Genomic DNA, 13,609 nt, shown 5'->3' on the forward strand with positions numbered 1-13,609 from the left:
AAACGTACCGCCGGGCCCCTGGACGTCATCCGACGTCCAGGGGCCCGGCGCTTTTCGTACCCGGCGCCTTCGCCCCCCCGTACAGCGCCCGGGAACGACGTAGGGGCCCGCAGCACGAGTGCTGCGGGCCCCTACGACTGCCGGTGACCTCCGACGTCTACGGACTCAGACGTCGGCGTCCCGGCGCAGACGCGGCTTCAAGTCCTTGAAGCGCGCCAGCAGACCGTTGACGAAGGTCGGGGACTCGTCCGTGGAGAACTCCTTGGCGAGCTGCACCGCCTCGTCGATCGCGACGGCGTCCGGCGTCCCGTCCTCCCAGATCAGCTCGTACGCGCCGAGGCGCACGATGTTCCGGTCGGCGACGGGCATCCGGTCGAGGTCCCAGTCCACCGCGTAGGTCGCGATGAGCTCGTCGATCCGCGCCACGTGGGCCGCGTACCCCTCGACCAGCTGCATGGTGAAGTCGCTCACCGGCGGCTGGCGGTCGTCCGACCGCGCGTGCCGGACCTGGTCCGCGAGGACCTCCTGGACGGAGGCGCCACGCTGGTCGGCCTCGAAGAGGATCTGGAAGGCGCGCTTGCGGGCCTTGCTCCGAGCGGCCACGGTTAGTCGTTCACCCGGCCGAGGTAGTCGCTGGTGCGGGTGTCGACCTTGACCTTCTCACCGGTGGTGATGAAGAGCGGGACCTGGATCTCGTGGCCGGTCTCCAGCTTGGCGGGCTTGGTGCCGCCGGTGGAGCGGTCGCCCTGGACGCCCGGGTCGGTGTGCTCGATCGTCAGCACGACGGCGGCGGGGAGCTCGACGTAGAGCACCGAGCCCTCGTGCTGGGCGACGGAGGCGGTGAAGCCCTCGATGAGGAAGTTGGCGGCGTCGCCGACGGCCTTGCGCTCGACCATCAGCTGGTCGTAGGTCTCCATGTCCATGAAGACGAAGTAGTCGCCGTCCATGTAGGAGAACTGCATGTCGCGGCGGTCGATGGTGGCCGTCTCGACCTTCACACCGGCGTTGAAGGTCTTGTCGACGACCTTGCCGGACAGCACGTTCTTGAGCTTGGTGCGCACGAAGGCCGGGCCCTTGCCGGGCTTGACGTGCTGGAACTCGACGACGGACCAGAGCTGGCCGCCTTCGAGCTTGAGCACCATGCCGTTCTTGAGGTCGTTCGTGGAAGCCACGGTTGCGGAATCTCCTGGACTGACGTGGGACCGTGGAGGCGTACGCGCCTTACAGCGCGAGCAGCTCCTTGGTCGTGATGGTGAGTAGCTCGGGTCCGCCGTCCGCCTCCTGGCGTACGACGAGCGTGTCATCGATCCGGACCCCGCCCCGGCCCGGGAGGTGGACCCCCGGTTCGACGGTGACCGGCACACAAGCGTCCAGTTTACCCATGGCCGAGGGTGAGAGCTGCGGGTCCTCGTCGATTTCGAGCCCCACCCCGTGCCCGGTGAGGGGTACGGCGGCCTCCGCGTGCCCCGCCGCGTCCAGGATCTGGCGGGCCGCCCGGTCCACGTCGCGGTACCCGGCGCCCGGTACGAGCGACTCCCGGCCGGCCCGCTGAGCGGCGAAGACGAGCTCGTACAGCTCGATCTGCCAGTCGGCGGGCGTCGTACCGATGACGAAGGTGCGGCCGATCTCGCAGCGGTAGCCCCGGTAGTCGGCGCCGAGGCAGACGGAGAGGAAATCCCCCTCCTCGACCCGGCGGTCGGTGGGCCGGTGCCCACGCCGGCCCGAGTGCGGGCCGGTCGCCACCGAGGTCGGGAAGGCGGCGCCGTCGGCGCCGTGGTCGACGAGCCGCCGCTCCAGCTCCAGGGCCAGGTGGCGCTCGGTCCGGCCGACCAGGATCGACTCCAGGAGCTCCCCGAGCGCCTGGTCGGCGATCTCGGCGGCGATCCGGAGGCAGGCGATCTCGTCCTCGTCCTTGACGATCCTGAGCTGCTCGACGGCGCAGGCGAGGTCGGCGAGGCGCAGTCCCGGCGTGACGGCGCCCATGACCCGGTGCCGGGCCACGGTCAGGTCGTGCTCCTCGACGGCGAGCGCGTCGGCGCCGGCCCGGCGGGCGTGGTCGACGGCGGCGACGGCCGGATCTCCGCCGCCGGCGGGCAGGACCTGCCGGCGGAGCAGTTCGTCGAGCCGTCCGTCGGCCGGCTCGACGCCGGGAGCCACGGGGCAGAGCAGGACGTCCGCGTCGGGCTCGGGACCGACGAGGAGGACGGCGCCGGGAGGCGAACCGCCCGCCAGGTAGCGGACGTTGGCGGGGCGGGAGACCAGGGCCGCCGGGCTGCCCGCGGCCGCGCACCGATCGCGCAGCCGTACACGGCGGTCCGCATACACCTCTGACATGCTCCGAGCGTACGAGGAGCGGGCCGCGGTGGCCTGTTCTGGACGGCCGACCGGGCACCGCCGGGGGTCACCAGGTGGGCGGGCTGGCGATCGCGCGGGCCAGGACGTCGTCGAGGACGCGGGCGGTGGTCTCGACGTCGTACGTGGAGTTGTCGATGATCGTCAGGCCCGAGCCGTACCAGCCGGCCATCCTGCCGTGGATGGCGGCGACCTCCTCGTCCGAGAGGCGCCTGTTGCCGCTGCGCTCGGCGTTGCGCTCCAGGACGACCTCAAGGCCGGGCAGGAGCACGACGGGGAGCAGGCCGGGGCCCACATGGCGCTTCCAGCCGCCGAGGCCGACGACGGGCCGGTCGGGGAAGACGGCGTCGTCGACGATGCAGGAGATGCCGTTGGCGAGGAAGTTGCGCGCGGCGAAGCCGCAGGTGCGGCGGGCGAGCCGGTACTGCGCCTCGGAGTGCTCGTTCCAGCCGGACTGGGGGTCGGCGAAGCCGGAGCAGACCCACTCGCGCACGTCGTCGAGGCTGATGTGGGCGGTGGGCACACGGCGGCGCTGCGCCCAGTGCCGGGCGACGGTCGTCTTGCCGGCGCCGGCGGGCCCGATGAGCAGGACGGCGAGGGTCGCCCCGCCCGTACCGCCGCCGTGCTCCCCGGGGGGCGCGAGCGGTGCGCTCACGGGCGGCAGCGGCACATGGCCGGTGAGGTCCGCGCGGTGGGGGCCTTGGCCGGAGTGCGCCGAGCCGCCCGGGTACCGGGACCCGTCGGAGGGCGGCGGGACGGCTCCGGGGGCGCCCCAGCCGGGCGCTCCCGGCTGGGCGGGAGGCGCGGACTGCGGGGGCGGTGCCGGGTGCGGAGGTCTGGGCCCGCCGGGCTGGACGGCCGGGTGCACCCCGAGCCTGGGCCCGGCCGGCGGGCCCTGGTGCGGGGCGCCCGGCGGAGGCGGCGGCACGTGCGGACGCGCGTCGGCGGCGCCACCCCCCGCCCCCGGAGCCCGGCCGGGCCCTGAGACCTGGCCGAAATCGGGGCCGGGTGCCTGGCCCGGTCGTTCGGGCGGTGGCAGCGGGCCCCCCACTGCGTGCTGCATCCGGTGCCACTCCGTCTCGTACGCCTGATGTATCCGGTGCGCCGGAACGTTACCGCCCCCGGCCCCCACAAGGGGAACGGCCGGGGACGCCCCCTGGTGCCCTGTCAGCCGACCGGTTCTTCGGCTCAGTCGGCCAGTTCTTCGGCGAGCGCCCGCAGGGCGAGCCGGTAGGAACCGATGCCGAACCCCGCGACCGTCCCGGTCGCCACGGCCGCGACGACCGAGGTGTGCCGGAACTCCTCCCGGGTGTACGGGTTGGAGATGTGGACCTCGATCAGCGGGGCGGTCCGCTGGGCGGCGGCGTCCCTCATCCCGTACGAGTAGTGCGTGAACGCCCCGGGGTTGATGACCACCGGGACCGAGCCGTCCGCCGCCTCGTGGAGCCAGCGGATCATCTCGCCCTCGTCGTTCGTCTCCCGCACCTCGACGTCGAAACCCAGCTCCGCGCCGAGGGTGCGGCAGGACTCGACGAGCCCCTTGTAGGAGGTGGCGCCGTAGATGTCGGGCTCGCGCGAGCCGAGCCGACCCAGGTTCGGGCCGTTCAGCACGAGGACCGGACGGGGCTCGCTCACGCGGACACCTCGCCGTACGCCGCGATCAGGACCGCCGGGTCCGGGCCCTCGAGGACGGTCGGCTTGCCGATCCCGTCGAGGACGATGAAGCGCAGCAGGTCGCCGCGGGACTTCTTGTCGACCCGCATGGTCTCCAGGAGCTTGGGCCACTGGTCACCGCGGTAGGTGAGCGGCAGGCCGACGGACTCCAGGATCGCGCGGTGCCGGTCGGCGGTCGCGTCGTCGAGCCGCCCGGCGAGCCGGCCGAGCTCGGCGGCGAAGACCATGCCGACGGAGACGGCGGCGCCGTGGCGCCACTTGTACCGCTCGTTCTTCTCGATGGCGTGGGCGAGGGTGTGGCCGTAGTTGAGGATCTCGCGGCGGCCGGACTCCTTGAGGTCGCCGGAGACGACCTCCGCCTTCACCTTGATCGAGCGGACGAGCAGCTCGGCGGTGTGGCGACCGGCCGGGGTGCGGGCGGCCTCCGGGTCCTCCTCGATGAGGTCGAGGATGACCGGGTCGACGATGAAGCCGGCCTTGATGACCTCCGCGAGACCGCTGACGTAGTCGTGCACCGGCAGCGAGTCGAGCGCCGCCAGGTCGCAGAGGACGCCGGCCGGCGGGTGGAAGGCGCCCACGAGGTTCTTGCCCTCGGCGGTGTTGATGCCCGTCTTGCCGCCGACGGCCGCGTCGACCATGGCCAGGACGGTGGTGGGTACGGCGATCCAGCGCACGCCCCGCAGCCAGGTCGCGGCCACGAAGCCGGCCAGGTCGGTGGTGGCGCCGCCGCCGACGCCCACGATGACGTCGCTGCGGGTGAAGCCGGTCTGGCCCAGCGCCTTCCAGCAGTAGGCGGCGACCTCCGCGGTCTTCGCCTCCTCGGCGTTCGGCACCTGGATCGCGACCGTCTCGTAGCCCTGGTCGGCGAGGTCGGCGCGGAGCGCCTCCCCCGTGTCGGCGAGCGCCTCCGGGTGGATCACGGCGACCCGCTTGGCCTGGGTGCCGATCAGCCCGGGGAGCTCCCCGAGCAGCTGCCGGCCGACCAGCACCTCGTACGGATCCGTGCCCGCGCTGCCCGCGACCTGGATACGGGTCACTGCCTGGTCCGTCGTCATGCGTCCTTCTTCAGATCCAGTGCCGCGAGGATCGCGTCCGCGACCTCTTCGGGGGTGCGGTCGTCGGTGGTGACGACGGTCCGCGCGACTTCGGTGTACAGGTGGCGGCGTGCCTCCATCAGCTCGCGCCACTGGCGGCGCGGGTTGACGGCGAGCAGCGGCCGCGCGGTGTTGAGGCCGACGCGCCGGACCGCCTCGTCGACGTCCATCGAGAGGTACGCGACGGGCCGGCCGGCGAGCAGGGCCCGGGTCCCGGCGTCGAGGACGGCGCCGCCGCCGAGGGCGAGGACGCCCTCGTGCTCGGCGACGGCCGCGGCGACCGCGGCCCGTTCCAGGGCGCGGAAGTGGTCCTCGCCGTCCTCGACGAAGATGTCGGAGATCTCGCGGCCCTCGGCGGCGACGATGTCGGCGTCGGTGTCCCGGTAGGGCACGCCGAGCCGTTCGGCCAGGAGCGCGCCCACCGTGGACTTGCCGGAGCCCATGGGCCCGACGAGTACGACCAGGGGTCCTGCGGTCACCGGATGCGCAGGTTCTCGAGGTACGAGCGCACGTTGCGGCGGGTCTCGGGGACGCTGTCGCCGCCGAACTTCTCGACGACGGCGTCCGCGAGGACGAGCGCGACCATGGCCTCGGCGACGATGCCGGCGGCGGGGACGGCGCACACGTCGGAGCGCTGGTGGTGGGCCGCGGTGGCCTCGCCGGTGGCGACGTCGACGGTGGCGAGGGCGCGCGGGACGGTCGCGATGGGCTTCATCGCGGCACGGACGCGCAGCAGCTCACCGGTGGTCAGACCGCCCTCGGTGCCGCCGGAGCGGCCGGAGGTGCGCTTGAGGCCCTCGTCGGTCTTCACGATCTCGTCGTGGGCCTGGGAGCCGGGCACGCGGGCGAGGTCGAAGCCGTCGCCGACCTCGACGCCCTTGATGGCCTGGATGCCCATGAGGGCGGCGGCGAGCCGGGCGTCGAGGCGCCGGTCCCAGTGGACGTGCGAGCCGAGGCCGACGGGCACGCCGTACGCCAGGACCTCGACGACTCCACCGAGGGTGTCGCCGTCCTTGTGGGCCTGGTCGATCTCGGCGACCATCGCCTTCGACGCGTCGGCGTCGAGGCAGCGGACCGGGTCGGCGTCGAGCTTCTCGACGTCGGCGGGGGTCGGGTAGACGCCGTAGGGCGCCTTGGCGGCGGCGAGCTCGACGACGTGGGAGACGATCTCGATGCCGGCGGCCTCCTTGATGAAGGAGCGGGCGACGGCGCCGAGGGCGACCCGGGCGGCGGTCTCCCGGGCGCTGGCGCGCTCCAGGATCGGCCGGGCCTCGTCGAAGCCGTACTTCTGCATGCCGGCGAGGTCGGCGTGCCCGGGACGCGGCCGGGTCAGCGGCGCGTTACGACCGGTCTCCTTGAGCTCGGACGGGTCGACGGGGTCGGCCGACATGACCTTCTCCCACTTCGGCCACTCCGTGTTCCCCACCATGACGGCGATCGGGGAGCCGAGGGAGAGTCCGTGCCGGACGCCGCCGAGGAAGGTGATCTCGTCCTGCTCGAACTTCATCCGGGCGCCGCGCCCATAGCCGAGACGCCGCCGCGCGAGGTGGTCCGCCACCAGCTCAGTGGTGACCGGGACGCCGGCGGGAAGACCCTCCAGGGTCGCGACCAGCGCGGGTCCGTGGGATTCCCCAGCGGTCAGCCAACGCAACCTGCTCAACGATGCTCCTCATGCTCGCGCCTGGGCACTGCGACGACGCGGCCGGGTGCGCGGCCCTGGCCCGCCACCCCGATCCTCCCACGTCCGGGGCGTCCACCTGGTCGCCGGTCCAGCTGTCGGACGCGGGTCTCGTCCTCCTGGACGGTCTCCTCGGGCTCCGGGGTGGCATTGGAGCGCCCTTCGGCGCCGGTCGGAGCCTACCGGCCGGCCAGCGCCCGCTCCCCCGCCGCCCGCATGGCCGCGAGCGGCGCCCGGGGCACGCCCGTCATCTGCTCGACCTGGAGGACGGCCTGGTGGACGAGGAGGTCGAGGCCGCCGACCACCTTGCCGCCGCGGTCGGACCAGGCCGAGGCGAGGGCGGTCGGCCAGGGGTCGTACAGGACGTCGAAGAGTGTGCCGGCGGTGTCGGGGACGGCGGTCGCCAGGGCGTTCGTGGTGCCGGCCGGGGTGGTCGCGATGACCAGCGGGGCGGCGAACGCCTCCGCCGCGTCGTCCCAGTCGGCGGTACGGACGTCCACGCCGAGCCGTTCGCCCCAGCCGCGCATCTCCTCGGCGCGTGCCTCGCTCCGTACGTACGCGGTGACGGGGCCCGCGCAGATCCGGGCGAGCGCGGCGAGGGCGGAGGAGGCGGTGGCGCCGGCGCCGAGGATCGCCGCCGAGTCCACCTTCTCGACGTTCCGCTCGTGCAGGGCGGCGATCATGCCGGGGATGTCGGTGTTGTCGCCGACCCGCCGCCCGTCCTCGCGGAGGACGACGGTGTTCACCGCCTCGACCGAGGCCGCCGTGTCGCTGATCTCGTCGAGCAGCGGGATGATCGCCCGCTTGAGCGGCATGGTCAGCGAGAGCCCGGCCCAGCTGCCGTCCAGCTCGCCGACGAAGCCGGGCAGCCCGGCTTCGTCGACCTCGAAGCGGTCGTACGACCAGTCGTCGAGGCCCAGCTCGGCGTACGCGGCCCGGTGCAGGACCGGGGAGAGCGAGTGGGCGATCGGCGAACCGAGGACGGCCGCGCGGCGTTGCTGTCTCACTGGCCGGACCCCTGCCGTTCCTTCTCGTACTCCGCGACGTTCTGGTTGTGCTCCTTGAGGGTCACGGAGAAGACGGTCTTGTTCTCGTTGATCGACACGAAGTAGTACCACGGACCGTCCGCCGGACTCATCGCGGAGTTGAGCGCTTCGATGCCGGGGTTGCTGATCGGGCCCGGGATGAGGCCCTTCTGGTTCACGCTGTACGTGTTGTACGGGTCGTCGATCTTGCGCATCTCCTCGACGGTGCCGACGTCGAGGGTGCTCGTGCCCCTGAGGTAGTTCACCGTCGAGTCGAACTCCAGGCGACCGACGGTCTCCACGTTGTTGGGCTTGAGCCGGTTGTAGACGACCCGCGCCACCTTGTCGAAGTCGTGCTTGTACTTGCCCTCGACCTGAACCAGGCTGGCGACGGTCAGAAGTTCCCACGGCCCCTTCAGGCCGTGCTCCTTCGCCTTCGCGTCCAGGTCGAGCTTCATGTACTCCTGGTTCGCGCGGGACACCATCTTGCGCAGGGCGTCCTCGGGCTTGCTGTTCTTGGCGACGGGGTACCGGGCCGGGAAGAGGAATCCTTCCAGCGGGTCCTTGACGTTCTCGTGCCCCTTCGCCCAGTCGGGCAGGCCGAGCGAGTCCGCCTTCGCGCGGGCGACGTCCTTAGTCGTGCCCGGCTTGAGTCCGAGGCGCGTGTCGAGGGTGTCGTACACCCAGGTGTTCCGCTTGCCCTCGGGGATGACGAGGTTGGCCTGGCTCACCGGGTTGAGCATCATCGAGACGGCGCTCTCGGCGGACATCTCCTTCTTCAGCGTGAAGACGCCGTCCTGGATGGAGTTGCCCTTGGGGTTCTTTAGCTGGGCCGAGACGAAGGCGTCGACGCTCTTCACCACGCCGGCCTGCTTGAGGATGTTGCCGATCTGGGTCCCGAGGGCTCCCTTCGGGATCTCGACCTGGACCTCACCGGTGCCGCCGCCCGCGTAGTCCGGCGCCTCACCGAACTGGCCCTGCCAGAACTGGTAGCCGAAGTAGCCGATGCCGCCGACGCCGCCCGCCAGGACGAGCGCGACGACCAGGCAGGCGACGCCGTTCTTGCCCTTGCGTTTCTTCGCCTTGCTCCGGCGTTCGCGGTCGTCGCCGCGCGAGCCGCGGCCGGAGGCCGGCTCGTCGTCGTACTCGTCGTCCGCGTCGTCCTCGCCGGTGAAGAAGGGGTGCTTCTCCTCCTCCGGCTCCGAGCGCGTCTCCTCCTCCGGCGCCCAGTCGATCACCGGCTCCGGCGGGTTCTGCCGGTGGCCGGGAGGCTGGGGCGGCGGGTACGCCTCGGGGGTGCCGTAGAGATCGGGGTCGTGGCCGCCGTACGGATCGGCCGGGGGCGTGCCGTAGGCCATCGCCGCCTGGCCCGACTCCCAGCTGCCGTCGTACTGCTGTCCGAGGTGCCCGGGCGTGTCGTAACCGCCCTGGTACTCCGTCGCGTACTGCTGCTGCTCGTACGACTGCTGGTACTGGTGCGCCTGCTGCTGGTACTGCGGGTCGGCGTATCCCTGCGGCTGCTGCTGCTCGTACTGCTGCGCATGCTGCTGCTGGTACGGGTCGCCCTCGTACCCCTGGCCGCCTTGGGATCCCTGGCCGTACGGGTCCTCGTAGCCCTGTCCGCCGTGCCCGTACTGGCTCGCCTGCTGCGGATCCGGGTAGTACTGCTGCTGGCCCTCCCACCCCTGGTCCCCGTAGAGCGGGTCCCCGGGGTGCCACGGTTCGGAGCCGGGGCTCCGGCCATACTCAGTCATCGATCCCCAAAACAGCCGCGAGGCTTCCGGACGATCCGCCTCTACGTAGTGCGGCAGCTGTTCGAACACCGCCGCATCGCGCGGAACGTTACCGTATCGCGATCAGATGACCACTTCGACGCCCTCACCGGGCGGATTACCTGATACCCGTTCGGACTCAAGAGCGTTCTGAAGGATGATCACAGCGGCGGCCTGGTCGATGACGGACCGGCCCTTCTTCGCCTTCACACCCGAGGCCCGCAGGCCCTGGGTGGCGGTCACGGTCGTCATGCGCTCGTCGACCAGGCGGACGGGCACGGGGGCGATCCCGCGCGCCATCTCCCCCGCGAAGGCACGGACCTTGGTCGCCGCCGGGCCCTCCCGCCCGCTGAGCGAGCGGGGCAGACCCACGACGACCTCGATCGGCTCGTACTCCGCGACGATCTGGCGGAGCCGCCGGTGGGCGGCCGGGACGTCACGTCCCGGCACGGTCTCCACCGGCGTGGCGAGGACCCCGTCGGGGTCGCACGAGGCGACCCCGATCCGGGCGTCCCCGACGTCCACCGCGATACGGCGGCCGCGGCGCATCGTCACGCCGTCTCCGTCACGAGGCGCTCGACGGCGGCGATGGCCTCGCCGACGGCCTCCGGGTTCTGGCCGCCGCCCTGGGCGACGTCCGGCTTGCCGCCGCCACCGCCACCGAGGGTCTTGGCGGCGGTGCGGACCAGCTCGCCGGCCTTGAGACCGCGCTCGCGGGCGGCCTCGTTGGTCGCGATGACCGTCAGCGGCTTGCCGTTGGCCGTGGTGAAGAGGGCGACGACGGCCGGGCGGCCGCCCGAGATGCGGCCCCGCACGTCGAGGACCAGCCTGCGCAGGTCGTCGGCGCCGGTGCCGTCCGGGACCTGGCCGGTGACGACGGCGACACCGCGGATGTCCTGGGCGGAGTCGACGAGACCGGCGGCGGCCTGGAGGACCTTCTCCGCGCGGAACTTCTCGATCTCCTTCTCGGCGTCCTTCAGCTTGCCGAGCATGGCGGAGATCTTCTCCGGCAGCTCCTCCGGACGGCCCTTGACCAGCTCCTGGAGCTGGGCGACGACCGTGTGCTCCTTGGCGAGGAAGTTGTACGCGTCGACGCCGACGAGGGCCTCGATACGGCGCACGCCGGAGCCGATGGAGGACTCGCCGAGCAGCTTCACCAGGCCCAGCTGGGCGGTGTTGTGGACGTGCGTACCGCCGCACAGCTCCTTGGAGAAGTCGCCGATGGTGACGACACGCACCTTCTCGCCGTACTTCTCGCCGAACTCGGCGATGGCGCCCTGGCGCTTGGCCTCGTCGATCGGCATGACCTCGGCGTGGACCTCCAGCTCGCGCGTGAGGACCTCGTTGATCTTCTGCTCGACGTCGGTGAGGACCGCGCCGGGGACGGCGTTCGGCGAACCGAAGTCGAAGCGGAAACGGCCCGGCTGGTTCTCGGAACCGGCCTGGGCGGCCGTCGGGCCGAGGGCGTCGCGCAGCGCCTGGTGGGTGAGGTGGGTGGCCGAGTGGGCGCGGGCGATGGCCCGGCGGCGGCGCACGTCGATGGCGGCGTAGGCCGTGGCACCCACGGTCACCTCGCCGACCTGCACGGAACCCTTGTGCACGGAGACGCCGGGGACCGGCTGCTGGACGTCGCGGATCTCGATGACCGCGCCGCTGTGCAGCCTGATCCGGCCCTGGTCGGCGATCTGGCCGCCGCCCTCGGCGTAGAAGGGGGTGCGGTCGAGGACGACCTCGACCTCGTCGCCCTCGGAGGCGGCCGGCGAGGGGACGCCGTTGACGAGGAGTCCGACGACGGTGCTCTCGCCCTCGGTGTTGGTGTAGCCGGTGAACTCGGTGGCGCCGTTGCCGTCGGCGATCTCCCGGTACGCCGTCATGTCGGCGTGGCCGGTCTTCTTGGCCTTGGCGTCGGCCTTGGCGCGCTCCCGCTGCTCCTTCATCAGGCGGCGGAAGCCGTCCTCGTCCACGGAGAGCCCCTGCTCGGAGGCCATCTCCAGGGTGAGGTCGATCGGGAAGCCCCAGGTGTCGTGGAGCAGGAACGCCTTGTCGCCGGAGAGGACCGTGCCGCCGGAGGCCTTGGTCTCGGTGACGGCGGTGTCGAGGATGTTGGTGCCGCCCTTGAGGGCCTTGAGGAAGGCGGCCTCTTCGGCGAGGGCGACGGTCTCGACGCGCTTGCGGTCGGTGACGAGCTCCGGGTACTGGTCGCCCATCGTGTTGATCACGGTGTCCACGAGCTCCTGGACGACCGGACCGGTGGCGCCGAGCAGGCGCATGTTGCGGACGGCGCGGCGCATGATGCGGCGCAGCACGTAGCCGCGGCCCTCGTTGCCGGGGGTGACGCCGTCGCCGATGAGCATGACGGAGGTGCGCATGTGGTCGGCGACCACGCGGAGCGAGACGTCGCTCTCGTGGGACGTGCCGTAGTCGACGCCGGTGAGCTCGGTGGCCTTGTCGATGACGACCTTGAGGGTGTCCGTCTCGTACATGTTCTGGACGCCCTGGAGGATCATCGCCAGGCGCTCAAGGCCGAGGCCCGTGTCGATGTTCTGGGCCGGCAGGTCGCCGAGGATCGGGAAGTCGTCCTTGCCGGAGCCCGCCCCGCGCTCGTACTGCATGAAGACCAGGTTCCAGATCTCCACGTACCGCTCGTCGTTGACGGCCGGGCCGCCCTCGACGCCGAACTCGGGGCCGCGGTCGTAGTTGATCTCGGAGCAGGGGCCGCAGGGGCCCGGGACGCCCATCGACCAGAAGTTGGGGCCCATGCCGAGGCGCTGGATGCGCTCGGCGGGGACGCCGACGACGTCGCGCCAGATGCGCTCGGCCTCGTCGTCCTGCTCGTAGACGGTGATCCAGAGCTTCTCCGGGTCGAGCCCGTAGCCGCCGTGCTCCACCGAGGAGGTCAGCAGCTCCCAGGCGAGCTTGATGGCGCCTTCCTTGAAGTAGTCGCCGAAGGAGAAGTTGCCGCACATCTGGAAGAACGTGCCGTGGCGGGTGGTCTTGCCGACCTCTTCGATGTCCGGCGTGCGCACGCACTTCTGCACGCTCGCGGCGCGCGAGAACGGCGGCTTGACCTCGCCCAGGAAGTAGGGCTTGAAGGGCACCATGCCGGCGGGGACGAGCAGCAGAGTCGGGTCGTCCGCGATGAGCGACGCCGAAGGGACGACGGTGTGCCCGCGCTCCTCGAAGAAGCTCAGCCAGCGGCGGCGGATTTCAGCCGACTCCATCAGTGGTCCTCATTCCGGTTGTACGTGATCGTGGGGATGGAACGCGCCGTGGTCGGGCGCGCGGTGGGATCGAGCGCTGCCCTGCGGCGGGGCGGCGGAAGCGCGGGGTCCTGGTCGACGGCCGCGTCCAGGCCGAGCGCCTCGCCCAGTTCGGCCTCCCGCTGGACCATGCCCGCCCTCACGTCGAGGGCGAAGTCCTTGAGGCGGTGGCCGGTCTCGATCGCCTTCTCCGCGGCCTGGGCCGCGAGGCTCTCGGGGGTCAGCTGCTTCAGCTTCCGGTTGACCTTGGTGGTGGCCCACACGCCGGCGGCTGCGCCGGCCGTGAACCAGAACGTGCGGCGGAACATCGCGGCTCAGCCCTTCTGCTTCCGGCGTCGCGAGGACGGCACGGTACGGCCGACGAGCACAGTGCGTCGCGAGGAGGCGCGCGGCGCGTCCTCGCCGTCGCCGCCCCGGCCGAGCGCCTTGCGCACGCCGTACCCGAAGGCGGCCACCTTGACGAGCGGGCCGCCGAAGGCGGTGGCGACGGTGGAGGAGAGCGCGGAGGCGTTGGAGGTGACCTCCTGGACGTCCGAGGCGATGGCGTCGACCCGGTCGAGCTGGGTCTGCGCCGAGCGCACGGTCGCGGAGGCGTCCGCGAGGAGGGGGACGGCCTGCTCGGTCACGTCCGCCACCAGCTTGGTGGTCGCCCTGAGCGTCTGCGCCAGCCTCACCAGCACCACGGCGAGGAAGGAGACCAGGATCGCCCAGAAGACGGCCACCAGGATCCCGGCAACCTCTCCACCGGTCACTC

At 72.0% G+C, this 13,609-nt stretch carries 14 protein-coding genes; all 14 read right to left on the minus strand.

Annotated features, from left to right (window positions below; translation table 11 throughout):
- Window positions 1–165 precede the first annotated feature (165 nt).
- The 14 genes from nusB to ABT034_RS18015 all read right to left on the minus strand — a co-directional run bounded on the left by nusB (window position 166) and on the right by ABT034_RS18015 (window position 13,607).
- A complete protein-coding gene (gene nusB, locus ABT034_RS17950; protein WP_056566771.1) occupies window positions 166–603 on the minus strand; it encodes a transcription antitermination factor NusB in 438 nt (145 codons plus the stop codon).
- 2 nt (window positions 604–605) lie between these two features.
- Window positions 606–1,172, minus strand: coding sequence for an elongation factor P (efp, locus tag ABT034_RS17955; RefSeq protein WP_073818654.1), 567 nt, complete (start codon window positions 1,170–1,172; stop codon window positions 606–608).
- A 49-nt stretch (window positions 1,173–1,221) separates the two neighbouring features.
- Window positions 1,222–2,334: a M24 family metallopeptidase gene (locus tag ABT034_RS17960; RefSeq protein WP_351216177.1), complete on the minus strand. Its 1,113-nt coding sequence runs from the start codon at window positions 2,332–2,334 to the stop codon at window positions 1,222–1,224.
- A 67-nt stretch (window positions 2,335–2,401) separates the two neighbouring features.
- Window positions 2,402–3,415: an AAA family ATPase gene (locus ABT034_RS17965; protein ID WP_351216179.1), complete on the minus strand. Its 1,014-nt coding sequence runs from the start codon at window positions 3,413–3,415 to the stop codon at window positions 2,402–2,404.
- A 125-nt stretch (window positions 3,416–3,540) separates the two neighbouring features.
- Complete coding sequence (gene aroQ, locus ABT034_RS17970; protein WP_351216181.1) at window positions 3,541–3,987, minus strand: type II 3-dehydroquinate dehydratase; 447 nt, start codon at window positions 3,985–3,987, stop codon at window positions 3,541–3,543.
- Window positions 3,984–5,081: a 3-dehydroquinate synthase gene (gene aroB / locus ABT034_RS17975; RefSeq protein ID WP_351216183.1), complete on the minus strand. Its 1,098-nt coding sequence runs from the start codon at window positions 5,079–5,081 to the stop codon at window positions 3,984–3,986. The genes aroQ and aroB overlap by 4 nt, the downstream gene beginning before the upstream one ends.
- Window positions 5,078–5,599 carry a shikimate kinase gene (locus ABT034_RS17980; RefSeq protein ID WP_351216185.1) on the minus strand — a complete coding sequence of 174 codons (522 nt, stop codon included), beginning with the start codon at window positions 5,597–5,599 and terminating at the stop codon, window positions 5,078–5,080. Before ABT034_RS17980 ends, aroB begins: the two co-directional genes overlap by 4 nt.
- Entirely contained in the window at window positions 5,596–6,780 is a 1,185-nt protein-coding gene (aroC, locus tag ABT034_RS17985) for a chorismate synthase (protein ID WP_351216187.1), read from the minus strand. Before aroC ends, ABT034_RS17980 begins: the two co-directional genes overlap by 4 nt.
- A gap of 197 nt (window positions 6,781–6,977) precedes the next feature.
- Window positions 6,978–7,805 (minus strand): shikimate dehydrogenase, encoded by an 828-nt coding sequence (locus ABT034_RS17990; protein WP_351216189.1) that lies wholly within the window; start codon window positions 7,803–7,805, stop codon window positions 6,978–6,980.
- The gene (gene mltG, locus ABT034_RS17995) at window positions 7,802–9,577 is read right to left on the minus strand and encodes an endolytic transglycosylase MltG (RefSeq protein ID WP_351216191.1); all 1,776 of its coding nucleotides are present in this window, start codon (window positions 9,575–9,577) and stop codon (window positions 7,802–7,804) included. Before mltG ends, ABT034_RS17990 begins: the two co-directional genes overlap by 4 nt.
- A gap of 102 nt (window positions 9,578–9,679) precedes the next feature.
- Window positions 9,680–10,144, minus strand: coding sequence for a Holliday junction resolvase RuvX (ruvX, locus tag ABT034_RS18000; protein ID WP_351216364.1), 465 nt, complete (start codon window positions 10,142–10,144; stop codon window positions 9,680–9,682).
- A 2-nt stretch (window positions 10,145–10,146) separates the two neighbouring features.
- Window positions 10,147–12,816, minus strand: coding sequence for an alanine--tRNA ligase (gene alaS / locus ABT034_RS18005; RefSeq protein ID WP_351216194.1), 2,670 nt, complete (start codon window positions 12,814–12,816; stop codon window positions 10,147–10,149).
- On the minus strand, window positions 12,816–13,163 hold the full coding sequence (locus ABT034_RS18010; RefSeq protein ID WP_351216196.1) for a DUF6167 family protein: 348 nt from the start codon (window positions 13,161–13,163) through the stop codon (window positions 12,816–12,818). The genes alaS and ABT034_RS18010 overlap by 1 nt, the downstream gene beginning before the upstream one ends.
- 6 nt (window positions 13,164–13,169) lie before the next feature.
- Entirely contained in the window at window positions 13,170–13,607 is a 438-nt protein-coding gene (locus ABT034_RS18015; RefSeq protein WP_351216198.1) for a DUF948 domain-containing protein, read from the minus strand.
- Window positions 13,608–13,609 lie beyond the last annotated feature (2 nt).

Origin of the sequence: Streptomyces sp. NPDC002773 (assembly GCF_040295605.1) — a bacterium.
Lineage (GTDB): Bacteria > Actinomycetota > Actinomycetes > Streptomycetales > Streptomycetaceae > Streptomyces.